Below are 25,558 nucleotides of genomic sequence, written 5' to 3'. Positions count from 1 at the left end.
GTGCGCTCGTGCCTGCTGAGCGGCTCTAGTCCGGGCGCAACTCCATCAGCTCGCCACCGTCGGTGGCGAGCCAGATCGCGCCATCGGGAGCCTCGGCCAGGGCGCGGATCCGATCACCCATCTCCCACTCATCCACCTGCTCGGCGTTCTCGCCGTCCAACTCCACACGCACCAGGTTCTCCCCCGAGAGGCCGCCCAGCAGCGCGCTGTCGGCCCATCCGGTGAACAGGTCGCCGGCATAGATCATCAGGTTCCCGGGCGAGATCGCCGGCACCCAGTAGGCCTTCGGTGCCTCGAAGCCATCGCCCTCGGCGTGATCGGGGATCGCGGTGCCGTCGTAGTGCTCACCCATCGACACCTCCGGCCAGCCATAGTTGGCGCCCTTGACGATCAGGTTCAGTTCATCGCCGCCGGCCGGCCCCATCTCCGAGGACCAGAGGTTGCCCTGAGAGTCCAGGTCGATGCCCAGCGGGTTGCGGTGCCCGGTGGTCCAGAACTGCGCCGCGACGCCGCCGTCATCGGCGAAGGGGTTGCCGGGGGCAGGATCACCCTCCAGCGTCAGGCGCACGATGGTGCCGAGGTTGGTGCCCATGTCCTGAGCGGGTTGCAGCTCCTGCCGGTCCCCGGAGGTGATGTACAGGGAGTCGTCGAGGACCACCATCCGGAGCGCGAAGTGGCCGTTGCCGGACGCCGGGTCCTGTTCCCAGATCACCTCGAGATCCTCCAGGGCGGCGCGGTCAGCGTCGAGGTGTGCCCGTCCGACCACCCCCTGGCTACCGCCGTCGGCGACGCGCACCCAGCTGAGGTAGATGATCTGGTCCCGCTCGAAGTCCGGGCCGACGATGACGTCGTGCATACCGCCTTGCCCCGCGGGGACGACCTCGGGCACGCCGCTGACCGGCCTGACCTCACCGGACTCCTGATCTCGTATCTGCACGGCGCCGGTGCGCTCGGTCACGAGCAGCAGGTCGGTGCCCGGCAGGAACTCCAGCGCCCACGGGTTCTCGAACTGATCGTGCTCCACGGCCTCGAACTCCGCCACCGCTGCGTCGTCGTCGTCGCGGGTATCCTCCGCCCCCGGTGACTCCTCGCCGTCGGCCGACTCCTCGCCGTCGGCCGGCTCCTCGACGTGGGCCGTGTCCTCTTGCTCCTCAGTGGTCTGCGGCTCCGCAGTGGTGGCCGGATCCTCAGGCGTGTCCGGATCGTCCGCAGCGCACCCGGCGAGCAGCAGTGCAACTCCCGTGACCATGAGTGCGCAGCGCATACTTCTCGACGCTAACAGTGCCTGTTCGCACCGCAACAGAAGCCACGAGGCTCGGGCGAGCGCAGTCGTGCGGGTCGCCACCGTTGCTCAGCCCGGGTGTGGGTGGTCGGCGCTACCGTACCCGTATGGACCACGCGCGCCCGGACAAGCACCTGACCGCCCGGGCGCTGAACCGGGCGACCCTGGCCCGCCAGTTGCTGCTGCGCCGGGCACCCCTGGACGTGGCCGAGGGAGTCCGCGCCATCACCGCGGTCCAGTCCCAATCGGCCCCCTCGCCCTACCTCGCCCTGTGGAACCGGTTGGCTGACTTCGACCCCGCGGATCTCGACACCGCCTTCACCTCGCACCGCATCGTCAAGGCCACGCTGATGCGCATCACGCTGCACGCGGTGCACGCCGAGGACTACCCGTTGCTGCACCGCGCGATGCAACCGACCTTGCGCGGGGCGCGGCTGGGCGATGCGCGGTTCACCGGCGAGGGGCTCACCCCGCAGATGGCCGACGACGTCGCCGGTCACCTGGGCGAGTTGCTCGCCGAGCCGCGCACCGGGGAGCAGGTGGCCGCCGACCTCGCCCACCCGCAACTGTGGTGGGCGCTACGCCATTACGCCCCGATCGTGCACACCCCTACCGGAGGGCCGTGGTCGTTCGGCGCCAGGCCGGCCTACGTGGCCAGCCCGCATCCGTCGTCGTCGGCCGATCCGGATGAGGCCGCCCAGCATCTGGTGCGCCGCTACCTGCAGTCCTTCGGTCCGGCGCGGGTGCATGACGTAGCGCAGTACGCGCTGATCCAGGTGACACGGGCGCGGCGGGTGGTCGAGACGATGACGGATGAACTCATCGGGCGCCAGGGCCCGGACGGGGTGGAGTTGCTGGACGTGGAGGGCGCGCCACTGCCCGAGGAGGACACGCCCGCCCCGCCACGACTGCTGCCGATGTGGGACTCGGTGCTACTGGCCTACTCCGACCGCTCACGCATCATCCCGCCCGAGTACCGCGGGCATGTGATCCGCCGCAACGGCGACACGCTGCCGGCTGTGCTGGTGGACGGACAGGTGGCGGGGGTCTGGCGCGCGGTGGACGGCGCCGTGGAGGTCACGACGTTCCACCCCCTGTCCGAGGCCGACTGGGCCGGCATCGAACAGGAGGCGGTTGCGCTCGCGGACTTCGTCGCCGACCGCGATCCGGTGGTCTACGGCCGCTACCGGAACTGGTGGGCGAAACTGCCCGCGGAGCAGGTGCGGGTCTTCGGCGAGTGAATCCCCGGGCGGGGTGCTCGCTCGCCGCGCCCGGTCAGTCCACGTCGCCGCGCCAGCTACCGGTGGCGGTGCCGCGCTTCTCGATGAACTCCTTGAACCGCTTCGCGTCGGCCTTGACCTGACGGTCGTCGGCCCCGACAGCAGCGCCAGCCTTCTCCTTGGCGTCCTGCGGCTTCCACTCGAGCTGGATCATCACCCGGGTGGTGGTCTCGCTCAACTTGTGGAACGTGACGACACCGGCGTGGTAGGGCTCGCTGTCCACCGTGCGCCAGGCGATCCGCTCGTCCGGGTGCTGCTCGGTGATCTCGGTGTCGAACTCCCGCGTGGTCCCACCAACGGTGACGACCCAGTGGTTCTTGGTGTCGGTGACCTGGGTGATCGAGTCGACCCCATCCATGAAGTGGGGGAAGTCCTCGAACTGGGTCCACTGGTTGTACGCGACAGAAACCGGTACGTCGACCTCGATGGACTCTTCGATCTCGTCCTCCTAGTTGTGTGCGGTGCTTCCTTTCATAACAACGCGGGAGAGGCCCCGCCACTTGGCGGACCGCTGGTGGTCACCAGATCCGCACCCGCTCCTCGGGTGGCAGGTAGAGCGCGTCCCCGGGTTGGACGTCGAAGGCCCGGGCGAAGGTGTCCAGGTTGCGTACCACGCCGTTGCAGCGGAACTCGTTGGGGGAGTGCGGGTCGATCGACAGCAGCCGGATGACCTCGGCATCGCGGGCCTTCTGCTGCCAGATCCGGCCCCAGGAGTAGAACACGCGCTGCAGACCGGTCAGCCCGTCGATCACCGGTGCATCGTCGAGACCGGAGCGGCCCGCCTTGCGCAGCGCGATCTCGTAGGCCTTGATCGCGATCGACAATCCGCCCAGGTCACCGATGTTCTCCCCGACCGTCAGAGCCCCGTTCACGTGGTGGGTGCCGTCCAGCTGCGCCGGGGAGAACTCGTCGTACTGGGAGATGAGTGCCCGGGTGCGCTTGTCGAACTCGGTGCGGTCCTGCTCCGTCCACCAGTTCCGCAGCCGGCCGGTGCCGTCGTACTTGCTGCCCTGGTCGTCGAAACCGTGCCCGATCTCATGGCCGATCACCGCGCCGATGCCGCCGTAGTTCCAGGCGATATCGGCCTCGGGATCGAAGAACGGTGGCTGCAGGATCGCGGCCGGGAAGACGATCTCGTTCCTGGTCGGGTGGTAGTAGGCGTTGACCATCTGCGGCGGCATGAACCACTCGTCGCGGTCGACCGGCTTGCCGAGCTTCGCCGTGTTGCGATCGGTTTCGAAGCGCTGCGCGCGCCGCACGTTGCCGAGCAGGTCGGTCGGGTCGATCTCCAGCCGGGCGTAGTCGCGCCAGGAGTCCGGGTAGCCGATCTTCGGGGTGAAGCCGTCCAACTTCTCCAGGGCCCGCGCCTTGGTCTCCTCGCTCATCCAGTCCAACTCGGCGATGGACTGTCGGTAGGCCTCGATCAGGTTCGCCACGAGCTCCTGCATCGCAGCCTTGTGCGCGGGCGGGAAGTGACGCTCGACGTACACCTTGCCCACGGCCTCACCCATCGCGCCCTCGACCAGCGCCACGCCCCGCTTCCAGCGTTCGCGGAGCTCCTCGGCGCCGGTGAGGGTACGACCGTAGAAGTCGAAGTTCTCCTCCACGAAGGCGGCAGGCAGGTAGGGAGCCCGGCTGGAGACGACGTGCCACAGCAGCCACAGCCGCAGGGAACTGACGTCGGTCTCCTCCCACACCGTGCCCAGGTGGGTGAGGTAGGACGGCATCCCGACGATGGTCTCGGCAAGGGCATCCTCGGGAAAGCCCAGGGCGGTTCGCCACGTCTCCCACGGGAAGCCGGGGGCGGACTCGACGATCTGGTTCCAGGTGCGCGGGTTGTTCAGCAGGTGAGCCTCCCGCGTCTTGACCCGGTCCCAGTGCCCGGCGGCCAGCCGGGTCTCCACGTCCATCACGCGCTGCGCGGCACCGGCGGCCTCCTCGGCGGTGACCAGCCCGGACAACTCCAGCATGGTGGCCACGTGGGCCACGTAGGCGCTGCGCACCGGTGCGTGGGTCTCCTCGCGGTAGTAGGACTCATCGGGCAGTCCCAGGCCGGCCTGCGACAGCATGACGATGTAGCGGTCGGGGTTGTTGAGGTCGGTGTCGATGCCCAGCCGGATCGCCCCGGTGATGCCGGTGGCCTTGAGTGCACCCATCGCTCGCGCCAGTGCCTCGGAATCGGTGGCGGCGGTGAACAGTTCCAGGTCTGCCCGCAGCGGGGCGGTTCCGAGCGCCTCGATCCGTTCGGTGCTCATGAACGAGGAGTACAGCCCGCCGAACTGGGCGGCCTCACCGGAGGCGGTGTCCTCGTCGGTGTCCTCGCCGGCCTGCGTGTCGGCCGCCGCGGTGATGATCTCCCGCACGCGCGCCTCGGACAGGTCGCGCAGCACCATGAAGGCGCCGTCGCGGGCGCGGTCGGCGGGGATCTCGTGCTCGCGGACATAGGTGCCGTTGATGAAGCCGTACAGGTCGTCCTGCGGTCGCACCGAGGTATCCATCGCGCGCTCGAACGGCGTGGTGGTGGCGGTGGTGTCGAACTGGTTTGTCGTCATGCCTGGACGATACGTGGATTTGAGGGTTCGGTGACGCCGGATCAGACCCGGTCACGCTGCTCGGGCAGGGGCAGATCGGTCAGCATCTTCATCAGCAGTTCACGCAGTTGCGCGATCTCGGCCGGGTCCAGGCTCTTCCCGATCAGGCTCTCCACCGCCTGAGTGTCCTGCAGTGCTTCCAGCGCCTCCCGGCCCTTCTGGGTCAAGGTCGCCAAGCGCCGGCGCCGATCCATCCGGTGTGGTTCCCGGGTGAGATAGCCGTGGCGCTCCAACCCCGGCAGCACGCGGCCCAGCGTTTGTTCGGTGACGTGCATCTGGGCGGCGATCTCACGCTGGGACAGCGCTCCGCGCACCAGCACGGCCAGCACCGGGACCGAGGCGTGCGTGAGGTGCCAGTGCGCGAGGTACTCATCCCACCGGCGCTCGACCCTGCGGGCCGCAGCGGACAGCAACCGCCCGGTGGGCCACGACTCGGGGGAGGAGTAGGCCGCGGTGTGCTCCGAGGCGCCTGTCGGTACCGACTCCTGACCGCTCACGTTCCGATCACCTCTGTGCCGCTCACTCGCCTCACGTCTCGATCCTGGCTGGTCCCGGCCCGCCGGCGTCCTGGCGGGCTGGTGATGTGGGCGACGTCACGAAAGGACTTGTCGCCATGACTTGCACGGTACCTGTCCAGGAACGATATTACTAAGCATGCTTAGTAATCGAACGGGGAGTGCCCGGCATCGGGGCAAAAGTACCCGCTCAGCGGTGCTGCGCGCACTCACTCTCGTCGTCGTCCTCGGCGCCTGGCTCGCCATCGGCGCCTTTGGCGGCATAGCCCAGGGCAACCTGTCCCAGGTCCAGGAGAACGACCAGGCCTCCTTCCTGCCGGAGTCCGCGGAGTCCACCCGCGCCGGCGAACTCGCTACCGAGTTCATCGACAACGAGACCCTCCCGGCGCTGCTCGTAGCGATCCCGGACGACGGCGGCGGCGAGATCACCGAGGAGCAGATGGCCGCCGCCCAGGAACTGGCGGAGGCGATCCCGGAGCGGGAACTGCCCGGCGGGGCGGCCCTGGGTGACTACGTGGATGGACAGGTCGTCGTGGTGCCCGCCGAGGACGGCGAGGCGCTGCTGTTGCCGGTCCCGATCGCCGAGGACGAGGCCGACGAACTGTTCTCCGGCTCCGGGGACCGGGTCAGTGAGGTCGTGGTGCAGGAATTGCGCACCATGGCAGCCGAGACCCTGCCGGACGAAGGCCTGCAGGCCTGGGTGACCGGCCCAGCGGGTTTCGTGGTCGACCTTGTGGGTGCCTTCGCCGGGATCGACGGCGTGTTGCTGGTGGTGGCCCTCGTGGTGGTATTCATCATCCTGGTGCTGGTCTACCGCTCTCCGATCCTTCCCTTCGCCGTGCTGATCACCTCGGTGTTCGCGCTGGCCGGGTCGGCGCTGGTGGTCAAGCCACTGGCCGAGTCCGGCCTGCTGGTGCTGAACGGGCAGAGTCAGGGCATTCTGGCGATCCTGGTGATCGGGGCGGCCACCGACTACGCACTGCTGGTGGTGGCCCGGTACCGGGAGGAACTGACCCGCAATGCCGAGCCGGCAGCGGCGATGCGCATCGCGTGGAAGGCTTCGGTACCCCCGATCGTGGCCAGCGCCGGCACCGTGATCGCCGGGTTGTTGTGTCTGCTGCTGTCCGACCTGAGTTCCAACGCCAGCCTCGGCCCGGTGGGCGCGATCGGGATCGCCGCGGCCATGCTCGGCGCGCTGACCCTGCTGCCGGCCATCCTGCTGATCGGTGGGCGTCGCTCCCGTGGCATCTTCTGGCCGAAGACCCCCGCGTTCACCCCCGACGCCCTGGCCGCCGTGGACAGAGGTGCAGGGCTGTGGGGCCGGGTGGCGGCACTGGTGTCCCGCCGCCCGCGCGTGATCTGGGCCGGCACCGCCGTGGTGCTGCTCGGTCTCGCCGCGTTCCTGCCCACGTTGCAGGCCGAGGGCACCGGGGAGGCGGACGTGTTCCTCGAGGACGTCGAGTCCGTCACCGGCGAGCAGGTGCTGGCCGAGCACTTCGACGCCGGTCAGGTCGATCCCGTTCTCGTCCTCGTCGAACAGGACAACGCCGAGGACGTGCTGGAGCAGGTGCGCTCGGTGGAAGGCATCGGTGAAGCCGACGTCCTCACCGACGACGACGGCGACGCGGTGGTGGTGGACGGCCTGGTCCGGATCGAGGCGTCCACGACCGCTACCGCGGAGAGCCAGGAAGCCACCAAGGTGGCGGGCCAGGTGCGCAGCGAGGTGCAGCAGGTCGACGAAAGCGCACTCGTGGGAGGGGCGGCCGCGGAACGGCTGGACACCCAGGAGACCGCGTCGCAGGACATCCGCACCATCGTGCCGCTGGTACTGGCTGTGATCTTCGTGATGCTGGTGATGCTGCTGCGTTCGATCGTGGCACCGCTGCTGATCCTGGCCGCGAACGTGCTCTCCTTTGCCGCCACGATGGGTCTCGCCGCGATCTTCTTCAACCACGTCTTCGACTTCCCCGGAGCGGATGCGTCGGTGCCCCTGTACGGGTTCATCTTCCTGGTCGCCCTGAGCATCGACTACTCGATCTTCCTGATGACCCGGGTGCGGGAGGAGTCCCTGACCCACGGCACCAGGGCCGGGGTCCGCCGCGGGCTGACGATGACCGGCGGGGTGATCACCTCCGCCGGCGTGGTGCTCGCGGCCACCTTCAGCGCCCTGGTGGTGATCCCGTTGTTGTTCCTGGTCCAGTTGGCCTTCATCGTCGCGGTGGGTGTCCTGATCGATACGTTCATCGTGCGCAGCCTGTTGGTTTCAGGCATTGTGTATGACGTCGGTCGCGCCACCTGGTGGCCGTGGGGATCCCGGATTCCCCGCGATGAGGCACGGGAGCGCTCGGAGAGGAAGCCGGCCCTGCAGGGGAGTAGCGGATGAGTCGTACCGCCCACGGATCTTCGGCCCATCTGGTGCGCCGGATCGGCGTCACCGTCAGTTACGTGATCTGCCTGGTGGGGTCGATGATCGGGGTCGGAGTCTTCGGTGGCACACCGATCTCCGAGGCTGCCGGCGGGCTGCTGTCCGACCGACGCCACCCATCTGGCACCGGCCTCACCGGCCTTCTCGGTGTGGACGTTGATCTACATCGCGCTGGGCGCCTACACGCTGTGGCAGTGGTGGGACAGTAGCGATCCGCGTGGGATCGGCTGGTGGGTTGCGCTCTCGTTGCTGCTGAACGCGGCCTGGATCCTGTCCGTCCAGGCAGACCTGATCTGGGTCAGCGTTGTGGTGATCGCGGTCCTGTTGGTGGTGCTGGCCCGGACCTACGCCAAACTGCTCAGCGCCCGCCCGAGGAGCACGGTGGAGGCCGTGGTGGCCGACGGAACCGTGGGTCTCTACCTGGGCTGGGTGAGCGTGGCCACCTGCGCCAACATCGCGGCCGCGCTCGCGGGTGCCGGATTCACCGGGGGCGGCTACCCCGAGGTGTGGGCGGTGGCGGTCCTGGTGGTGGTGGCCGCCATCGGGGTGGTTCTCGCCGTGGTCGGCCGGGGCCGGCTCGCGGTGGCGGCGACGTTGACCTGGGGACTGGCCTGGATCGCTGTTGCTCGCACGGACGAGCCCTACTCCATGGGCGTTGCGGTGGTAGCCGGTGTGGCCGCCGCCGTGGTGGCCCTGAGCACTCTCGGACTGAGGCTGCGGGCGGAACGGGCACCGACATGACCGCCTCGGTGCCGGCCACCGACGTGGACGCCCAGACCGGAGCCGGGTCCGGCCCTGCGGGTGAGCCCGGCGCCGGTCTCCGTCCGGCCGGCGCGCAGAACGACTGCGCCGATGACCAAGGCACCGGCGCTGATGCCCACACCGCCTGCACCGCGGACGACGGCGATGTCGCCGCGGCCGCGGCGGCCGCGGGATCGGCGACCAAGACCGCTTTGGCCCGGTTCTTCGATGCCGGGGCGCGACACGCCGCCGGGCCGGATCACCAGCAGTTGTGGTCCGCGCTGGCCGACGTGGCCTCCGGTGGGAAGGGGTTACGACCAGCCCTGTTCCACAGTGTCTATCTGGCCCTGGGCGGCGACGATGAACGCGCCGCCGCCGAGGTCGGCGCTGCCCTGGAGTTGCTGCATAGCGCCCTGGTGATCCACGACGACGTCATCGACGGGGACACCGTGCGGCGCGGTCGGCCGAACGTGACGGGGATCTTCGCCGACGACTCCAGGGCGCGTGGGTATGACCATGACCGGGCTACCCATTATGGCGAGACCGCCGCCATCCTCGCCGGCGATCTCGCACTCACCGGGGCGGTCCGGGTGCTGGCGCTCTGCGGAGCATCCCAGCCGACCGTGGCGCGGATGCTGGACCTGCTCGACCGCGCCCTGCACCTGAGTGCTGCCGGTGAACTGACCGACGTGCGGTTGAGTATGGACGCCGATGCCGAGATCGCCGACGCGGTCGACATGGAGTATCAGAAGACGGCGGTGTACTCCTTCGAACTGCCCCTGCAGTTGGCATCCGTCCTCGCCGGGGTCGAAGAGTATGAGCCGCCCTTGGTGGAGTTCGGGCGTCTGCTCGGGGTGACGTACCAGTTGCACGATGACCTCGATGGCATGTTCGGGGACGAGGCCACCATCGGCAAGAGCGTCCTGACGGATCTGCGCGGGGGCAAGTGCACTCCCCTGATCGCCCATGCCCGGACCACCACCTTCTGGCCGAGGATCCGGCCATACCTGGGGTCAGCGTCCCCCGACGCCGCCGCCCAGGTGCGCGCCCTGCTGGAGCAGTCCGGGTCGCGGGCCTACGTGGAGGAGCTGGCGCAGAACCTGGCGGCCGAAGCCCGTGCGCGAGTGGCCGATCTGCCGATCGGCCCGTTGCTGCAGGGCTGGGTGCGCCTGATCACCGAGCGAGCCGCGTAATGGCTCGGACCCGTTCGCACGCCGCCGCTACCGGCACCTACGACGTGGTGGCCAGTCGCAGCGCTGCGGTGCTGATCCAGTCCTATTCCACCTCGTTCGGGTGGGCCTGCCGGATGCTGCCTCAGCCTGACCGTGAGCATGTGCGCAACATCTACGCCCTGGTGCGGCTCGCCGACGAGATCGTCGATGACCCCGACCCCGACTGGCCCGGTCCTGATCGCCGCGTACTCCTGGACGCACTGGAGGCCGAGACCCGGCGGGCGTGCGGCGGTCCCCGGAGCGCTAACCTGGTCGTGCACGCGTTCGCCCGCACGGCACGGCGGTACGGCATCGGGCCCGAACTGATCACCCCGTTCTTCGCCTCCATGCGCACTGATCTGACCACCAGCGAGCACGATGAGACCAGTTTCGCCGAGTATGTGCACGGATCGGCCGAGGTGGTGGGGTTGATGTGCCTGCGGGTGTTCACCGCCGGGGATGAGGAAGCCTACGCGCGGCTGTCCCCCGGGGCCATCCGCCTCGGCGCGGCATTCCAGAAGGTGAACTTCCTGCGGGACCTGGCCCAGGACCACAGCGACCTGGGCCGCACCTACTTCCCCGGACTGGACCCGGCCGCCTTCGACGACAGCCACCGGGATGAGTTGCTCGACGAGATCGATGCCGACCTGCGCGCGGCCGATGCGGCCCTGCGTCAGTTGCCTGCCGGCAGCAGGCGCGCGGTCCGGGCCGCCCACTCCCTGTTCGCCGAGTTGTCCGGGCGTCTGCGCAGCACCCCGGCCGCGCGGTTGCGCAGCGTCCGGGTGCGCGTCCCCGATCCGGTCAAGGCGCGCCTCGTAGCCCGCGCGGTGCTCAGTGGAGGGCGGCGATGACCGATGCGCTGCCGGCCCCCACCCCACCCACGCCGGATGTGCGGGGCCGCAGCGCCGTCGTCGTCGGTGGTGGTATCGCAGGCCTGGCCACCGCGGCCCTGCTGGCGCGGGACGGGTTCCGGGTGGACCTGCTGGAACAACAGGATCAGGTGGGTGGCCGGGCAGGCAGTTGGCAGGCCGACGGGTTCCGGTTCGACACCGGACCGTCCTGGCTCCTGATGCCGGAGGTGTTCGAGCGCTTCTTCTCCCGGATGGGCACCTCGATGGGTTCGCGGCTGGATGTGGTGCCCCTGGACCCGGCCTACCGGGTGTTCTTCGAGGGACATGAGCAGCAGGTCGACATCGTCGCCGACGTGGACCGGAATGTGGCGACCTTCGAGGCGATCGAGGCCGGTTCCGGCACCCGGTTGCGCGACTATCTGCGCTCGGCTCAACACACCTATCAGATGGCGTTGGCGCACTTCCTCTACACCAGCTTCACGTCCCGGACCGACCTGCTCAGGGGTGCGGTGCTGAAGCAGGCACACCGGCTCGCGCCGCTGCTGCTGCGGTCCCTGCAGAGCCACATCGCCAGCAGGTTCCAGGACCGGCGGCTGCGCCAGATCCTGGGTTACCCGGCGGTGTTCCTGGGTTCCTCCCCGGACCGGACGCCGAGTATGTACCACCTGATGAGCGCCCTGGACCTGACCGGAGGGGTGCGGTATCCCCAGGGTGGGTTCACCGAACTCATCCGGGTGATCGAGGACCTGGCGCACGAGCAGGGCGCCCGGGTGCACACCGGAGCCACCGTCACCGCCATCAGCACCGAGGCACTGCCCGGTCGCCGGCGCCGCGCACGTGCGACCGGGGTGACCTACCGGAACCGCGAGGGCCGCACCCGGCACCATCGTGCGGACGTGGTGGTGGCCGCCACCGACCTGCACCACGTCGAGCACGCACTGCTCCCGGCGCACCTGCGCGACCACTCGCAGCGGTGGTGGCGTCGTCATGATCCCGGGCCCGGTGGCGTGCTGGTCTACCTCGGGGTGCGCGGCCGGCTGCCGCAACTGACCCACCACACGCTGCTGTTCACCGCGGACTGGGCGCGGAACTTCCGCGACATCCGTACCGGCCGGGTGCCCAGCCCGGCGTCGGCCTACGTGTGCACCCCCTCCCGTACCGACCCCTCGGTGGCACCGCCCGATGGCGAGAACATCTTCATCCTGGTCCCGGTGCCGGCCGACCCGGGCATCGGCCGCGGCGGCCTGGACGGGCAGGGCGACCCGCCGGTGGAGCGGATCGCCGACGAGGCCATCGCCATGCTCGCCGACCACACTGGCATCGCGGACCTGGCCGCGCGCATCGTGGTGCGGCGCACCGCGGGGCCGGGGGACTTCGCCGAGGATCTGAACGCGTGGCGAGGGAGCATGCTCGGTCCGGCCCATACTCTGGGCCAGAGCGCGTTCTTCCGGGCCTCGAACGCCTCGACCCGGGTGCGCGGGCTCTACCTGGCGGGCGCGGGTACCGTTCCCGGGATCGGGCTGCCGATGTGTCTGATCAGCGCCGAGACCGTGGCCGAGCGGATCGCCGGCGAGATGCCGGCTCGCGGGATGGTGCGATGATCGCACTGGCCTACCTGGCCGCCCTGCTCGGGGTGATCGGCTGCATGGCGCTCCTGGACCACCGCTTCCGGCTGGTTTTCTGGGCCGATGCTCGCCGCGGACTGCTCACCCTGGGCATCGGCGCTGGTGTCTTCCTGATCTGGGATGTGGTGGCCATTGCCGCCGGGTTCTACCACAAGGGTGACAGCCCGGCGATGACCGGCATCCTGCTGGCCCCCGAACTGCCTCTGGAGGAACTCTTCTTCATCGTGTTCCTGTGCTACCTCACGCTCGTGGTGCACGCCTTGATCACCCTGGTGCTCCGGCGGCAGGAGCAGCCGTGACCTATCCCGTTCTGGCGATCGCGGTCATGCTGTTGTCCGCGCTCACGGCACTCGTGGCCGGGCGCCGTCGTGGTGGTCGGTGGTGGGCGGCGACGGCGCTGACCGCGGTGGTCCTGATCGCGTTGACCATCGTGTTCGACTCGCTGATGATCTATGCGGACCTGTTCCGCTACGACGAGGCCCACCTGATCGGTGTCTATGTGCTGCTCGCGCCGGTGGAGGACCTGGCGTGGCCGGTCGTCGCCGCACTGCTGCTGCCGGCGGTGTGGTCCCTGCTCGGACCTCGCCGCCGGACCGCACGACCGTCGAACGCGGCGCAGCAGGAGGAGGAGTCGTGACCGTGGCCGGCAGACCCGGCGCCCTGGCCCAGCTCCTCGGTTCCTCCCGCCCGTTGAGTTGGATCAATACCGCCTACCCCTTCGGAGCCGCGTACCTGCTGGCCGGCGGTGGAGTCGATGTGGCGTTCGTGGTGGGCGCGCTGTACTTCCTGATCCCGTACAACCTGGCCATGTACGGCATCAACGACGTGTTCGACTACGAGTCGGATCTGCGCAACCCCCGCAAGGGCGGCGTCGAGGGGGTGGTGCTGGACCGCCGGTGGCACCGCCTGACCATCGGGGCCGCACTGGTGACGAACGTGCCGTTCCTGATCGCGCTGCTGCTGATGGGCACCCTCGCCTCCGCCGCGGTGCTGGCGGTGAGCGTGTTCGCGGTGGTGGCCTACTCGGCGCCACCGATGCGCTCCAAGGAACGCCCGGTGCTGGACTCGATGACCTCCAGCACCCACTTCGTGTCCCCGGCGGTCTTCGGCCTGGTGCTCGCCGGGGGTGACCCGACCAGGACCGCGCTGATAGCGCTGGCGGCGTTCTTCGTCTGGGGCGTGGCCTCCCAGGCCTTCGGGGCGGTGCAGGACGTCACCGCCGACCGGCAGGCGGGGATCGCCTCGATCGCCACCTGGCTGGGTGCCGCGCGCACGGTACGGCTGGCGATGGCGTTGTACGCCGTCAGCGGGTTGTTGCTGCTGGGCGCCGGCTGGCCGGCGATGCTGGCCGGTCTGCTCGCGCTGCCCTACCTGGCGAGCATCGCGCCGTTCCGGTCGCTGCCCGACCAACAGTGCGAGACCGCCAATGCCGGCTGGCGACGATTCCTGGGCCTGAACCTGGTGACCGGGTTCCTGCTCACCCAGTTGCTGATCTGGATCGGGTGGGGTGGCTGAGGTGCCCATCGGACGATCTGCGTCACGTGCCGCGTCGCGGGCCCCGGCCGGGGACCCCGCGACCCGCAAGCCGACGGGAGTGCGGCTGTTGACGGTCCCGGGCAGTCCCACCGGCCGGATAGCCGTTCACCTGGTCGCGGTGCTCGGTGTGGCCGGCCTGCTCGTCGCCACCCGCTACGACTGGGTCGGTGTGGCGGTGTTCGCACTGGTGCTGGGCGGCATGACGGCGATGCGGGTGCTGCAGTTGCCCGCGCCGCTGCAGGTAGCCGCGGCGCTGGCGGCGCAGGGGGCCGCGTGGGCGAGCGTGCTGCACCTGTACGAGCGGATCTGGTGGTTGGACATCCTCGTGCACCTGGTCCTCAACGGGCTGCTCGCCGGCGCCGCGGGGCTGGCGCTGCACCGTGCCCGGATGACGTCCTCGAAGCAGCACCGGCGGGGTCGGTGGGGGCTGGTGATCACCACCACCGGAGTGGGTGCGGTCATGGCGGTGGTGTGGGAGATCGCGGAATGGTTCGGGCACGTCTACGTCGACCAGCGGGTGCAGATCGAGCCGGGAGACACCGTGGGTGATCTGGCCGCGGCGCTCCTGGGCTCGGCTATCGCCGGGATCGCCCTGGCCGGGCGCCGAACGGAGAACGAGGGATGAACCGGCTCCGAACCGTCAGCGTGGTGATCCCCGCGCGTAACGACGCACCCGCCCTGGCCCGGTGCCTGCGGGCGCTGGACCGGCAGAGCATGCCACCGCTGGAGGTCGTGGTGGTCGACAACGCATCCGAGGACCGAACCGCCGAGGTCGCCAGGCAGTACGGGGCCCGGGTGGTGACCGAGCGGCGCGTCGGCATTCCGCAGGCTGCCAGTGCCGGGTACGACGCGGCCCGCGGGGAGATCCTGGCCCGGCTGGACGCCGATTCGATCCCCGGGCCGAGGTGGGTGGAGCAGGTGAGCGCACTGATGTCCGGTACGCGCTGGGACGCGGTCACCGGAGTGGGCCGGTTCTACGAACTGCCCCGGAGCGGTCGGGTGGTGGCCGGGCTCTACCTGGGCGCCTACTACCTGTTGTGCCACGCCGCTCTGGGGCACCGCCCGCTATGGGGCTCGAACATGGCCCTGCACAGCAGTACCTGGCGGCAGGTGCGGGACCGCGTCCATGACGACGACGCCGAGGTGCACGATGATCTCGACCTCGCCTTCGCCCTGGGTCCGGAGCGGACGATCCGCTTGGACCGGTCCCTGGTGATAGGGGTGTCGGCCCGGGCGTTGCGCGGCCGGGCACAGATGCGGCGCCGCTTCGCCCGCGCCTTCCGGACCCTCTCGGTGAACTGGGCCATCGCGCCCCCCTGGCAGCGCTGGGCACGCAGGATCACCCATGTTCTCGGGCCGGGGCGCGGCCGGCCGCTGGCCCCGCACCCCACGGCGCAGCGCGGGCAGGGATTCCATGACTGAGCAGGGGCCGGCCCGCACCGACCTGGTTGTGGCAGTGCGGGCGCAGTTGGCCCGCGCCGCCGACCCCGCGCGGGCCGTCGCTCAGCAGCGGTACATGAAGTCGGCGCTGCCGTTCCACGGGGTGGCGATGGCTCAGGTACGCCGGATCGTGCGCGACCTCGCCGGCGCGCACCCGATCACCACCGACGCACAGTGGGAGGCCACCGTGCGGGCGCTGTGGGACGGGGCCACCCACCGGGAAGAGCGCTACGCGGCCACCGCCCTGGCCCGCCAGCCCCGCTACCGGGCCTTCCGCACCACGGCGACGCTGCCGCTGCTGCGGCACATGATCGGCACCGGAGCCTGGTGGGATCACGTCGACGAGATCGCCTCCCACCTGCTCGGGGAGGTGCTGCAACGCGAACCGCATGTGGTGGCCCCGGTACTGCGGGACTGGGCGGATGACGACGACATGTGGGTGCGTAGGTCGGCAATCCTGGCGCAGTTGCGCGCCAAGGCCGCCACCGACACCGACCTGCTTTCACACTGCCTGGAGGCGAACCTGACCGGGTCCCGGCACGGCGGGGAGTTCTTCGTCCGTAAAGCGGTGGGCTGGGCCCTGCGTGAGTACGCCAAGACCGACGCCGCCTGGGTGCAGGCGTTCCTTGCCGAGCATCGCGACCGGCTCAGTCCACTGAGCGTGCGGGAGGCGAGTAAGCACCTGGCCCGTACCTGAAAGCACACGGGCGCGCCGTGGCCCCCTGGCGAGTCGACTCAGGACTGTTCGTGCCAGGGTGCCTCGAGTTCGGCAGCATCCGGGGCCGGGCCGGTCAACGCAGGTGCCTCGGTGAGCGCCAGGGCCTGCAGCGCGAGGTCGACGTAGCGTTGCCGCAGGGTCGTGGTGCGCTCGGCATCGGCGGCGCCGAGCGCCGCGATCTGCGTCGCGATCAGGGTGAGGTCGGCACCGGTGACGTCAGATCTGACCCGGCCCGTTGCGATAGCGCGGTCGACGAGCTCCTGCATCGCCAGGTTCCCCCGGTGCGCGAGTTCGTAGAGGTCCTCGGGCGGGGTGAAGGTGCCCAGCAGGCTCCCCATTCGCAGGGTGCCGGAGTTCGCGTACCAGGTCAGGAAGGCAGCCAGCCCGCTCCAGGGGTCCGGATCTGCCAGGGCCGAGCGCACCTGATCGGTGATGGACTGCAGTCCTTGCCGGGCCACCGCCACGAGTAACGCCTCTTTGGCGGGGTAGCGCCGATAAAGCGTCGCCTGACCGACGCCGGCCCTTTGCGCGACGGCCGACATCGGGGCAGCGGGGTCACGGCTGAACACGTCCAGTGCGGCCTCGAGCACGAGGATGTCGTTGCGACGCGCTTCGGCCTGGCGTCCGCGGCGGGGAACCATGGGGCAACACTAACGGACAATTCTAGTCCGGTGTGTGTTACCTTAAAGCGGACAAAGTCAGTCCGATACAAGTCCCAGGAGTGATAGCCCTATGCGCAGCGTGCACGTGACCGCTTTCGGAGGTCCGGAAGTCCTAGAAGTCCGTGAGTCCCCGCGACCGACACCGGGACCCGGCGAGGTGGTCATCGAGGTCGAAGCAGCGGAGATCCTCTTCCTCGACACCCAATTGCGAAGTGGCTGGGGACGAGACTTCTTCACGGTTGAACCGCCGTTCATCCCGGGCGTGGGGATCGCGGGCACCGTCACCGAGACCGGGGACGGGGTGAAGGACAACTGGAGAGGCGCCCGGGTGGTGACCAGTACCTCGGCCGTGGGCTCGTACCGGGGCGGCGGCTACGCCGAGTTCGCTGCAGCGAGTATCGACCGCGCCCTGCGGATCCCCGCCGGAATCGATTCCGCTGAAGCCTTGGCCGTCCTGAACGACGGTGCCATGGGCGTCAGCAGGGTTGACCGCTCCGGAATGTCGCCGGGTGATAGGGCGTTGATCACGGCCGCCAGTGGGGGAATTGGCATCTGGCTGGTGCCGTTGCTGACCGCCGCCGGCGTCGACGTCACCGCGGCCGCCCGCGGCCGGCAGAAGGTCGACCTCGCCCGCGAGCGAGGGGCGACCGCAGCCGTCGACTACGGCCAGCCGGGTTGGGCCGATGGGATCGGTCAGGTCGATGTCGTCTTCGACGGCGCCGGCGGGCCCCTGGGCGAGCAGGCGGCGAGCCTGCTGCGACGGGGCGGGCGATTCTTCTCCTACGGTGCAGCGTCCGGCGACATGGCCGATATCGAGGCACTCGCTGCCGAGCGCGACCTCCGGGTGATCGGCCTGGACGAGGAGTTCACGGACGAGGACGCACACCGCTATGCCGGAGAAGCGCTGCATCATCTGGCCGCAGGATCGGTCCGCCCGGTCCTCGGGCAGAAGCGGCCCCTCGAGCGGGCCGCCGAAGCCCATGCGGCGATCGAGGCACGTCGCGTCGTCGGGAAGTCGGTGCTGATCCCATGAGCCGGCGCGACAGCATTCCTCCGCAAACCGTTCTCGTCGTCGGTGCCACCGGCCGCACGGGACGGCACGTCGTCGACGGGCTGCTCGCAGCCGACGTGGCCGTACGAGCATTGGTCCGGCACCCCCTGACCGCGGGGCTCCCCGCCGAGGTGGCCATGATCGAGGGGACGTTGCAGGACGCCGGCGCTGTCCGGGAGGCGGCACGTGGAGCCCACGCCGCCTTCCTCATCTGGACCGGCGACGACTCGACTGTGATACCACCTGTGATCGACGCGCTGACCGAGAGTGTGCGGCACGTCGTCTACCTGTCGGCCGCGAACCTGCACCACGATGGCGGTGTGGGAAGTGCGGTCCAGCCCGGGGTCTACGCCGAGGTCGAACGTGCACTCGAGCGCTCGCCGAGCACGTGGACCTTCTTGCGTGCCGGCGGGTTCGCCGCCAACACCCTGGAGTGGGCCGAGCAGATCCGGACTGGCGACACCGTGCGCGTGGTCCACCCCGACGCAGGGCGGTCCATCGTGGACCAGCGTGATCTGGCTGAGGCCGCAGTCAAGGCGCTGCTGGATCCGTCACTGGCCGGTCGAGCCTTCTCCCTCACCGGCCCGCAGACCATGACCCAGCGCGAGCAGATCGCCGTGATCGGCGACGTCATCGGGCGCGATCTGAGTGTGGAGCACCGCGACCCGGACGAAGCACGTGAGGAGTACGCGGCGGTGCTGGGCGCCGATTTCGCCGACCAGGCACTCGGGTACTGGAGGACACTGGTGGATCGTCCCGAACCGGTCACCACCGGCATCGAGGAGATCCTGGGACGGGCGGCTCGGCCCTTCCAGGATTGGGTGCGCCTGCACCGCGTCGACTTCGAACGACTCACCACGCACGAGGTGGGACACCGGTACGCCGAGGCGTTCCGTACCGGCAGACTCGAGGATGCCGGCAGGCTGCTGGCCGAGGACGTCGTCCGTGTCGCGCCCTTGGAGGACGGTGGCGTCGAACGTGAGGTACGGGGCCTGCCGGCGATCGCGGAGAACGCCCAACGCCAGGTCGAGGGTGCGGACATGGAATCGGTTCAGGTGGACGACCCCCTGGTGGGGGGCGACCGTTTCGCGATTCGCTTCACGTTTGGCATGAGAGATCGCCAGACGGGTGAACGGTTCCGCATCGTCAAGATGTCCGTTTGCGCCGTAGCCAGCAGCAGGATCGTGCGCGAGGAGGTCTTCTACTACCTGAATCCTTAGCACGGACGGCGCCGCGACTGCTGTCCCCGAGGACGTCAGTCACATGGAAAGGTCAGAGCGTGGATCTATGGAACTCGGCCGAACGAGTGGCAAGCAATTACGCGCACAACCCGAAGGTGAGCGCCACCGTCGTGGCCGGCAGTGTGGGACGCGGACGCCACGACGAGTTCTCCGACATCGAGATCGATGTGTACTGGGCCGACCCACCCCAGGACCAGGACCGGCTCGCCGCCATCCGCGGGTCCGGCGGGACCCTGCCCACCGTGTGGGACTACGACCCCGAGGACGCGGAGTGGTCCGAAGACTTCACCGTCGACGGCATACCGACTACGGTCAGCAACTTCGCCTGCACCGAGATCGACGCCGTCCTGGGTCGTGGTGGCAAGTACATCCAGCGTGACCAGATGCGGTTGTCGGCCATCCATGAGGGTCGTGCCGTCACTGGCCAGGAGCTCGTGCGGACCTGGCGCGCGCGCAGCCCCTACACCGACGAGGTCCGTTTGCCCACTCTGCGAGATTCAAGTGGGCACACCGGGTGATGACACGGTTCGAGTACCTGCCGGTCGCTTCCCTCGATCGGCTTCGACAGGTCTGCAGCGAAGAGCCCGTCGCGGCATGTGAAGCCGTCATCGCGCTACTCCAGGAGACACTGGACCTTGTTGAGCTCCACGTACCTGCCGTCCCCACGAGAGACCTGCGGCAGGGGCTGGCCACTGCTCGCCTCCCGCGCTGACACGTCCGTGGCCCGCAGACGACGTTGCTGCCACCGTTCAACATGTGCGCTCACGTGGCGCGACGACGTCTGACGTGAGGCGAGAACCGCGGGCACCTGATGCCTCCGTCTCTCGGCTCGCCGAGGGACGCCGTTCGCTCGGTCGCGGTCAGCGCCAGCCCAGGCCCGGGGCGACGTGGGTGAGCAGGTTCTCGATGATGCGGGTGTTGTACTCCACGCCCAGTTGGTTGGGGACCGTGATGAGCAGGGTGTCGGCGGCAGCGACGGCCTCGTCCTGGCGAAGTTGCTCGACCAGGGCGTCGGGCTCATCGGCGTAGGACCGACCGAAGATCGCCTGGGTGCTGGCGTCGATCATGCCGACCTGGTCCTTGCTGGAACGCTCACCGCCGAAGTAGTGGGCGTCGGTACCGTCCACGATCGGGATGATGCTCCGGCTGACCGAGACCCGTGGTTCGAACTCGTGCCCGGCGTGGGCCCAGGAGGCGCGGAAGGCCTCGATCTGCGCGGCCTGCTGGACGTGGAAGGGACGGCCGTCCTCATCGTCCTTCAGGGTGGAACTCATCAGGTTCATTCCGAGTTCGGCGGCCCATTCGGCTGTGGCGTTGGATCCGGCGCCCCACCAGATCCGCTGCCGCAGCCCGGGTGAGTGCGGCTCGATACGCAACAGTCCGGGCGGGTTGGGAAACATCGGCCTGGGGTTCGGTTCGGCAAAGCCCTCACCGGTCAGCACCTGCAGCAGCACCTCGGTGTGCATCCTGGCCATGTCCGCATCGGTCTTACCCTCCGGGGGTTGATATCCGAAGTAGCGCCACCCCTCGATCACCTGCTCCGGGGATCCGCGGCTGATGCCCAGTTGCAGCCGACCGCCGGCGATGAGGTCCGCCGCCCCGGCGTCCTCGGCCATGTACATCGGGTTCTCGTACCGCATGTCGATCACGCCGGTGCCGATCTCGATGCGGCTGGTCCGTGCCCCGATGGCGGCCAGCAGCGGAAACGGGGAGGCCAGCTGGCGGGCGTAGTGGTGCACCCGGAAGTAGGCGCCGTCGGCCCCGGCCTCCTCCGCGGCGACGGCCAGGTCGATCGACTGCAGCAGGGCGTCGGACGCCGACTGGGTCTTCGATTGCGGGTGCGGGGTCCAGTGGCCGAACGAGAGGAATCCGATGTTCTTCACGTTGGCGGCAACGCCTGGCGGGCGCAGGTATTCCGCGCTCGGTGCGCGTGGGGCCGGGAGCAGGCGGGGCTCACGGGTCGGTCAGCCAGGGAAAGCCGTTGGGATCCTTGGTGGCGCGTTCCTGGAGGACCCGGTCGTCGTGACCGCGGATCTGGTGGAGGAACGGGAAGTCCTCCGGGTTCACGGTGACCTTGGCCAGTGGTCGTACCGGCACTGCGCTGGCCGCCTGTGCCGGCTGGACGGTGCCGAGGGCTCCCGCCATCGGGGGCTGGACGGTGAAGGTCTCACCGGGAAGCACGTACACCGTGCCGGTCCGCCAGGGCCGGCGGACCAGGGCGGCGTCGGTGATGGAGAAGTAGTAGTAGGGATCGCTCCACTCCCCGGAAGGGCCCTGGATGCGGATGCAGGCATTCGTCAGGGACATCGGGTTCCGTGCCCGATCGAGGATCGCGTAGTACATCGGCCAGATCCCGTCGGTGGCGGCATAGACGGCCTCGCGGTCACCGAACTCGATGACGTCGTCGGCCTTGCGTGGTTCGAACAGTTCGATCGCCGGATCCTGTGAGCCATGCAGGACGACGTCGGCGTGGTCAGCGATGTGGCAGAGGAACTGCCACTTCGGTTCCGCCAGCCGATAGGGCACCGGATCGGCCGGTCCCCGGCTGAGTGCGTGCTCCCACAGCGCCTCGAACCGCTCCCGGCTGCTGGCAGTGGCCCCCTCCGGCCGGGGCAACCAGAAGTCGGGCAGGCTCTCCATCTCCTAGATCGTGCCATTGCCGGCGCGATCGCTCCAGGAGTTTCTCAGCGCCTGCGCCGCGTGCGCCACGTGCGCCGGGGGCGGCGGAGGGTCGCAGGGGACCGCGGTGGGGCAGGAAGCGCGATGCGGCGGCGGGCCCGCTACCGTAGCCGACATGGACTCACCAGGACTGGCGGACTTCCCGCTCAATGACGGCAACCGACTGCCCGCCGTCGGGTTCGGCACCAGCGGGCTTCGCGGCGAGGACGGCCTGAACGCCTTTCGCAGCGCCTTGGAGGCCGGGTACCGGTACGTGGACACCGCGGTGAACTACGGCAACGAGGCCGAGGTGGGCAAGGCCGTGCGTAGCAGCGACCTGGACCGCGCCGATGTGCTCGTGGCCACCAAGGTGCCCGGACGTGATCATGCCAAGGACAAGGCCGTGCGGAGCGTGGAGGACTCACTGCGCACCCTGGGCCTGGACTACCTGGACGTGGTGCTGATCCACTGGCCCAACCCGAGCCAGGGTTTGTACGTCCAGGCGTGGGAGGCGCTGGTCGAGGTGCGTGAGCGTGAACTCGTGCGCTCCATCGGCGTCTCCAACTTCACCACCGGGCACCTGGACCGGATCATCGACGCCACCGGAGTGACCCCGGCACTGAACCAGATCGAGATGCACCCCTACTTCACCCAGGAGCAGATGCGCACCGATCACGTCGGACGCGGGGTGCTGACCCAGTCCTGGAGCCCGCTGGGCAAGGGCACGGTGCCCTTCGACGCGCCCGCGATCGCCGCAGCCGCTGAGCGTCACGACGTCAGCCCGGGGCAGGTGATCCTGCGATGGCACCTTCACCTGGGCGCACAGCCGCTGCCGAAGTCCGGTGACCCCGGCCGCCAGGCCCAGAACCTGGACCTGGCCGGATTCGCCCTCACCGAGGAGGAGGTCACCGCGATCAGCGCGCTCACCCGTGCCGACGGGCGCCGGTTCGGGGGCGACCCGAACACCCACGAGGAGATGTGACCGGGCAGGATCGGGACGCTGACGCCAGTGCCGGTCTATACGCGTCACACCAGGCATGCTCTTCATCTACTTGATCGTCTGGACGGCCTGGGGGATCGGTGCGCGATGGGCGTTGGGGCCGACGTACGTGCCCTGGTTGCTCAGGATGGTGCGAACGCCCAAGCGTGCCCTCCTGGTGTACGGCACGGTGTTCGCGTTCGCCGTGATCGTTGCGGTGGTACTGGTGCAGATGACCGATCGCGGGGTGGGGGCGCACGTGCGGTTGATGGTGCTCGGAGTGGGAGCGATGTCCCTGGCCCCGCTGGTGCTGGACGCGATACCGGGCAAGGGAAGCCGGCTGGGGGAGTTGCACCACGACTTCGAGCTCTACCGGCGGGACGGGCGGCTGCACGAAGTCGGCGCCCAGGATCTGAGCGTCGGGCGCCAGCGCGCGATCGGTCTCATTACCGCGATCCTGTCGCTGCTCACGCTGGGGCCGCTGATGGGTGGGATGTTCCTGGTGCTGGACCCGTGAGGATCAGCCCGGCACCAGGGAGTCTGCGCGGCGGGTCGGGGCGTGCCAGCGCTCGACGGTCTGGGTCACCCAGAAGGCCATGAACTGCAGGATCAAGGCGGCCTCGAGCACGAACACCCACTGCGGCAGCACCACCCGCACCGGGCCGAGCACCACTCCCACGGTCACGATCATCAGCACGAAGCCGAAGGAGTACCAGTTCGCCCACCGGCGGCGGCGCCCGATCCCGTTGGCCGCGCGCGCACGGGACAACGCCGTGGCGTTGATCCCCACCAGGGCCACCACGCAGATGAACAGGATGATCGCGGCGGCACCGTGACCGTAGGCCAGGAAGGTGTCGCGGGCGAACATGAACACCCCCGCCAGGCCCAGGTACGCCAGCAGGCCGGCGATCAGCACGATGCGGCCGCCCCGGCTGTGCAGGTGCCGCTCCCGCTGCGGCACCACCACGAGCTCCAGGATGAAGGCCACCAGGACCACCGCCAGCACGGCCCAGGTGTTCTGCGTCAGGGCCTGGGTGAGGTCATCGGGCAGGCGGGAGCCGCCCTCGCCCACGGCGTGGGCCGGGCTGGTCGGCACGAACGCGACGATGAAGCTGAGGTAACCGGCGAAGTTCAACAGCACGTCCTCGGTGTCGCTACGACCGCGGTGGATGATCAGGCAGGTGCCGATCGCGCACAGGCTGGCCACGAAGACGTCCCGGGCGGGGGTGTAGTAGTAGGCACTGACCGAGGCGAGGACCTCGCCGTCGTCCGCCCCGATCTGCAGGGCCACACTCAGCAGCAGCAGCGCGGTGAGCAGGATGATGGCCAGGCGCAGGTACCGGTAGGTCGCCTGCATCTCGTGGCGATGGGACGGCGCGGACCGGACGGAGGCCACCTCCCCCTCCTTCCTCCCTGATGCGGCCCAGCCTGGCACAGCCGGCCCCCGTCGTCACGGGTACGCGGCGACAGCCCTCGAGCGCGGGCCTCGCGCCCCCTGGAGCGGGGGCCCCACGGCCGATGCGTGGGTACCGTGTGAGCATGCGAGCCTCCACCCGATCAGCCGTACCCTCCTTCCAGGTCATGATGCTGCTGGACCAGGTGGCCAGGTTGCGCGCTCAGGGCCGGGACGTGATCAACCTGTGCGCCGGGGAACCCTCCGGAGGCGCCCTGCAGGCGGTGCGCGAGCACGCCGCCGTCAGCCCCCAGGACTTCGGTTACACCTCCCCGATGGGATTGCAGGAGCTGCGCCGGGCCATCGCCGGGCACTACCGGCGCTGGTACGGCATGGAGGTCGATGCCGAGCAGGTGGTGGTCACCACCGGCTCCTCCGGTGCGTTCATGCTGACGTTCCTGGCCGCGTTCGACCCAGGGGACGTCGTCGTGCTGGTGCGGCCCGGCTACCCCGCCTACGGGAACATCCTGAGGGTGCTGGGCTGCGACGTGGTGGACCTGGACTGTGGGCCGGAGGTTGGCTTCCAGCCCACCACACAGATGCTCGACGACGTGCTGGCCGCCCACGGCAGGATCGACGGGCTGATGCTTGCCTCCCCGGCCAACCCCACCGGCACCATGATCGACCGGGCGCGGCTGACCGCGCTGGATGCCTGGTGCAGCGCCAACGACGTGCGCCTGATCAGCGATGAGATCTACCACGGCATCACCTACTCCGGGGCCGGGGGTCCCGACGCTCACGGCGTGTGCGCCTGGGACGTGAGCCCGCAGCCCACGTCGGTGGTGATCTCCTCCTTCTCCAAGTACTGGGGGATGACCGGGTGGCGACTGGGCTGGGCGCTGGTGCCGCCGGACCTGCTCGACGCCGTCGCGGGCCTGGCCGGCAACGTCGCCCTCTGCCCGCCCGCACCGGCGCAGGCTGCCGCGTTCGGAGCGTTCAGTGATGCGGCCTACGCCGAGGCCGAGGCCCGGGTGGCCAAGATGAGCCGCAGCCGGGAGGCCCTGCTGTCCGAACTGCCCAGGCTCGGGTGGGGACCGGTGGCCTCGGCGGACGGGGCCTTCTACCTCTGGGCCGGGCTGGCCGAGGGGATGGGGCGCTACACCTCGTCGGTGGACTGGTGCGCGCAGTTGCTGGAGACCGATGGTGTGGCGATCACCCCGGGTGTGGACTTCGACCGTGAGAACGGCGACCAGTTCGTGCGGCTGTCCTTCGCGGGCGAACCGGAGGAGCTGACCGAGGCGGTCCGCAGGATCGAGCGCTTCCAGAACCGGTGAGCCCGGGGGCGCGGCGGTTGCGCTC

Annotated in this window: 27 protein-coding genes; 19 read left to right on the top strand and 8 right to left on the bottom strand. The window is 69.5% G+C overall.

The window, feature by feature from the left end; all coding sequences use genetic code 11:
- Nucleotides 1-25 precede the first annotated feature (25 nt).
- Complete coding sequence (locus ACPL7H_RS01350; RefSeq protein ID WP_424795370.1) at nt 26-1,249, bottom strand: PQQ-dependent sugar dehydrogenase; 1,224 nt, start codon at nt 1,247-1,249, stop codon at nt 26-28.
- A 140-nt stretch (nt 1,250-1,389) separates the two neighbouring features.
- Here ACPL7H_RS01350 and ACPL7H_RS01345 point away from each other — a divergent pair, with 140 nt between their 5' ends.
- Nucleotides 1,390-2,523 (top strand): winged helix DNA-binding domain-containing protein, encoded by a 1,134-nt coding sequence (locus ACPL7H_RS01345; protein WP_424795369.1) that lies wholly within the window; start codon nt 1,390-1,392, stop codon nt 2,521-2,523.
- 34 nt (nt 2,524-2,557) lie between these two features.
- Here the strand turns inward: ACPL7H_RS01345 and ACPL7H_RS01340 are convergent, their stop codons facing one another.
- The 3 genes from ACPL7H_RS01340 to ACPL7H_RS01330 all read right to left on the bottom strand — a co-directional run bounded on the left by ACPL7H_RS01340 (nt 2,558) and on the right by ACPL7H_RS01330 (nt 5,650).
- Nucleotides 2,558-3,001: an SRPBCC family protein gene (locus ACPL7H_RS01340; RefSeq protein ID WP_424795783.1), complete on the bottom strand. Its 444-nt coding sequence runs from the start codon at nt 2,999-3,001 to the stop codon at nt 2,558-2,560.
- A gap of 79 nt (nt 3,002-3,080) precedes the next feature.
- Entirely contained in the window at nt 3,081-5,114 is a 2,034-nt protein-coding gene (locus ACPL7H_RS01335) for a M13 family metallopeptidase (protein WP_424795368.1), read from the bottom strand.
- Between the two features lie 41 nt (nt 5,115-5,155).
- On the bottom strand, nt 5,156-5,650 hold the full coding sequence (locus ACPL7H_RS01330) for a MarR family winged helix-turn-helix transcriptional regulator (protein WP_424795367.1): 495 nt from the start codon (nt 5,648-5,650) through the stop codon (nt 5,156-5,158).
- A gap of 214 nt (nt 5,651-5,864) precedes the next feature.
- Here ACPL7H_RS01330 and ACPL7H_RS01325 point away from each other — a divergent pair, with 214 nt between their 5' ends.
- Genes ACPL7H_RS01325 through ACPL7H_RS01270 form a run of 12 tightly spaced genes read left to right on the top strand, consistent with a single transcriptional unit; the run spans nt 5,865 to nt 16,194 of the window.
- The gene (locus ACPL7H_RS01325) at nt 5,865-8,051 is read left to right on the top strand and encodes an MMPL family transporter (RefSeq protein WP_424795366.1); all 2,187 of its coding nucleotides are present in this window, start codon (nt 5,865-5,867) and stop codon (nt 8,049-8,051) included.
- Nucleotides 8,048-8,302, top strand: coding sequence for a hypothetical protein (locus ACPL7H_RS01320; RefSeq protein WP_424795365.1), 255 nt, complete (start codon nt 8,048-8,050; stop codon nt 8,300-8,302). Before ACPL7H_RS01325 ends, ACPL7H_RS01320 begins: the two co-directional genes overlap by 4 nt.
- Complete coding sequence (locus tag ACPL7H_RS01315) at nt 8,250-8,834, top strand: tryptophan-rich sensory protein (protein WP_424795364.1); 585 nt, start codon at nt 8,250-8,252, stop codon at nt 8,832-8,834. Before ACPL7H_RS01320 ends, ACPL7H_RS01315 begins: the two co-directional genes overlap by 53 nt.
- Nucleotides 8,831-10,027 (top strand): polyprenyl synthetase family protein, encoded by a 1,197-nt coding sequence (locus ACPL7H_RS01310; RefSeq protein ID WP_424795363.1) that lies wholly within the window; start codon nt 8,831-8,833, stop codon nt 10,025-10,027. The genes ACPL7H_RS01315 and ACPL7H_RS01310 overlap by 4 nt, the downstream gene beginning before the upstream one ends.
- The gene (locus tag ACPL7H_RS01305) at nt 10,027-10,896 is read left to right on the top strand and encodes a phytoene/squalene synthase family protein (RefSeq protein WP_424795362.1); all 870 of its coding nucleotides are present in this window, start codon (nt 10,027-10,029) and stop codon (nt 10,894-10,896) included. Before ACPL7H_RS01310 ends, ACPL7H_RS01305 begins: the two co-directional genes overlap by 1 nt.
- Complete coding sequence (gene crtI / locus ACPL7H_RS01300) at nt 10,893-12,497, top strand: phytoene desaturase family protein (protein WP_424795361.1); 1,605 nt, start codon at nt 10,893-10,895, stop codon at nt 12,495-12,497. The genes ACPL7H_RS01305 and crtI overlap by 4 nt, the downstream gene beginning before the upstream one ends.
- Complete coding sequence (locus tag ACPL7H_RS01295; RefSeq protein ID WP_424786914.1) at nt 12,494-12,820, top strand: lycopene cyclase domain-containing protein; 327 nt, start codon at nt 12,494-12,496, stop codon at nt 12,818-12,820. Before crtI ends, ACPL7H_RS01295 begins: the two co-directional genes overlap by 4 nt.
- Nucleotides 12,817-13,158: a lycopene cyclase domain-containing protein gene (locus ACPL7H_RS01290; RefSeq protein WP_424795360.1), complete on the top strand. Its 342-nt coding sequence runs from the start codon at nt 12,817-12,819 to the stop codon at nt 13,156-13,158. Before ACPL7H_RS01295 ends, ACPL7H_RS01290 begins: the two co-directional genes overlap by 4 nt.
- Nucleotides 13,159-13,160: 2 nt before the next feature.
- Nucleotides 13,161-14,036 (top strand): prenyltransferase, encoded by an 876-nt coding sequence (locus ACPL7H_RS01285; RefSeq protein WP_424795359.1) that lies wholly within the window; start codon nt 13,161-13,163, stop codon nt 14,034-14,036.
- Complete coding sequence (locus tag ACPL7H_RS01280) at nt 14,029-14,682, top strand: hypothetical protein (protein ID WP_424795358.1); 654 nt, start codon at nt 14,029-14,031, stop codon at nt 14,680-14,682. The genes ACPL7H_RS01285 and ACPL7H_RS01280 overlap by 8 nt, the downstream gene beginning before the upstream one ends.
- Nucleotides 14,679-15,479: a glycosyltransferase family 2 protein gene (locus ACPL7H_RS01275; RefSeq protein WP_424795357.1), complete on the top strand. Its 801-nt coding sequence runs from the start codon at nt 14,679-14,681 to the stop codon at nt 15,477-15,479. The genes ACPL7H_RS01280 and ACPL7H_RS01275 overlap by 4 nt, the downstream gene beginning before the upstream one ends.
- Nucleotides 15,472-16,194: a DNA alkylation repair protein gene (locus ACPL7H_RS01270; protein ID WP_424795356.1), complete on the top strand. Its 723-nt coding sequence runs from the start codon at nt 15,472-15,474 to the stop codon at nt 16,192-16,194. Before ACPL7H_RS01275 ends, ACPL7H_RS01270 begins: the two co-directional genes overlap by 8 nt.
- 38 nt (nt 16,195-16,232) lie before the next feature.
- Here the strand turns inward: ACPL7H_RS01270 and ACPL7H_RS01265 are convergent, their stop codons facing one another.
- A complete protein-coding gene (locus tag ACPL7H_RS01265) occupies nt 16,233-16,856 on the bottom strand; it encodes a TetR/AcrR family transcriptional regulator (RefSeq protein ID WP_424795355.1) in 624 nt (207 codons plus the stop codon).
- Between the two features lie 91 nt (nt 16,857-16,947).
- Between ACPL7H_RS01265 and ACPL7H_RS01260 the strand changes: the two genes are divergently transcribed.
- The 3 genes from ACPL7H_RS01260 (at nt 16,948) to ACPL7H_RS01250 (ending at nt 19,687) form a co-directional block, all read left to right on the top strand.
- Entirely contained in the window at nt 16,948-17,910 is a 963-nt protein-coding gene (locus ACPL7H_RS01260; RefSeq protein WP_424795354.1) for a zinc-binding dehydrogenase, read from the top strand.
- A complete protein-coding gene (locus ACPL7H_RS01255; RefSeq protein ID WP_424795353.1) occupies nt 17,907-19,148 on the top strand; it encodes an NAD(P)H-binding protein in 1,242 nt (413 codons plus the stop codon). The genes ACPL7H_RS01260 and ACPL7H_RS01255 overlap by 4 nt, the downstream gene beginning before the upstream one ends.
- 116 nt (nt 19,149-19,264) lie before the next feature.
- A complete protein-coding gene (locus ACPL7H_RS01250; RefSeq protein ID WP_424795352.1) occupies nt 19,265-19,687 on the top strand; it encodes a hypothetical protein in 423 nt (140 codons plus the stop codon).
- 342 nt (nt 19,688-20,029) lie between these two features.
- On the opposite strand, the gene ACPL7H_RS01245 is transcribed toward ACPL7H_RS01250, so the two are convergent.
- Both ACPL7H_RS01245 and ACPL7H_RS01240 read right to left on the bottom strand, forming a co-directional pair.
- Nucleotides 20,030-21,052, bottom strand: coding sequence for an LLM class flavin-dependent oxidoreductase (locus ACPL7H_RS01245; RefSeq protein WP_424795351.1), 1,023 nt, complete (start codon nt 21,050-21,052; stop codon nt 20,030-20,032).
- Nucleotides 21,053-21,122: 70 nt separating this feature from the next.
- Nucleotides 21,123-21,809, bottom strand: coding sequence for a hypothetical protein (locus tag ACPL7H_RS01240; protein WP_424795350.1), 687 nt, complete (start codon nt 21,807-21,809; stop codon nt 21,123-21,125).
- 154 nt (nt 21,810-21,963) lie between these two features.
- On the opposite strand from ACPL7H_RS01240, the gene ACPL7H_RS01235 reads away from it, so the two are divergent.
- On the top strand, nt 21,964-22,809 hold the full coding sequence (locus ACPL7H_RS01235) for an aldo/keto reductase (protein ID WP_424795349.1): 846 nt from the start codon (nt 21,964-21,966) through the stop codon (nt 22,807-22,809).
- A gap of 55 nt (nt 22,810-22,864) precedes the next feature.
- Nucleotides 22,865-23,323, top strand: coding sequence for a hypothetical protein (locus tag ACPL7H_RS01230; protein WP_424795348.1), 459 nt, complete (start codon nt 22,865-22,867; stop codon nt 23,321-23,323).
- Nucleotides 23,324-23,326: 3 nt separating this feature from the next.
- On the opposite strand, the gene ACPL7H_RS01225 is transcribed toward ACPL7H_RS01230, so the two are convergent.
- On the bottom strand, nt 23,327-24,202 hold the full coding sequence (locus tag ACPL7H_RS01225) for a hypothetical protein (protein ID WP_424795347.1): 876 nt from the start codon (nt 24,200-24,202) through the stop codon (nt 23,327-23,329).
- A gap of 143 nt (nt 24,203-24,345) precedes the next feature.
- Here ACPL7H_RS01225 and ACPL7H_RS01220 point away from each other — a divergent pair, with 143 nt between their 5' ends.
- The gene (locus tag ACPL7H_RS01220; RefSeq protein ID WP_424795346.1) at nt 24,346-25,533 is read left to right on the top strand and encodes a pyridoxal phosphate-dependent aminotransferase; all 1,188 of its coding nucleotides are present in this window, start codon (nt 24,346-24,348) and stop codon (nt 25,531-25,533) included.
- Nucleotides 25,534-25,558 lie beyond the last annotated feature (25 nt).

This window comes from Pseudactinotalea sp. Z1732, assembly GCF_049724975.1.
Classification (GTDB): domain Bacteria; phylum Actinomycetota; class Actinomycetes; order Actinomycetales; family Beutenbergiaceae; genus CALKWS01.
The sequence above is the reverse complement of the archived record's forward strand: the minus strand, read 5'-3'. Positions and strand labels throughout refer to the sequence as shown.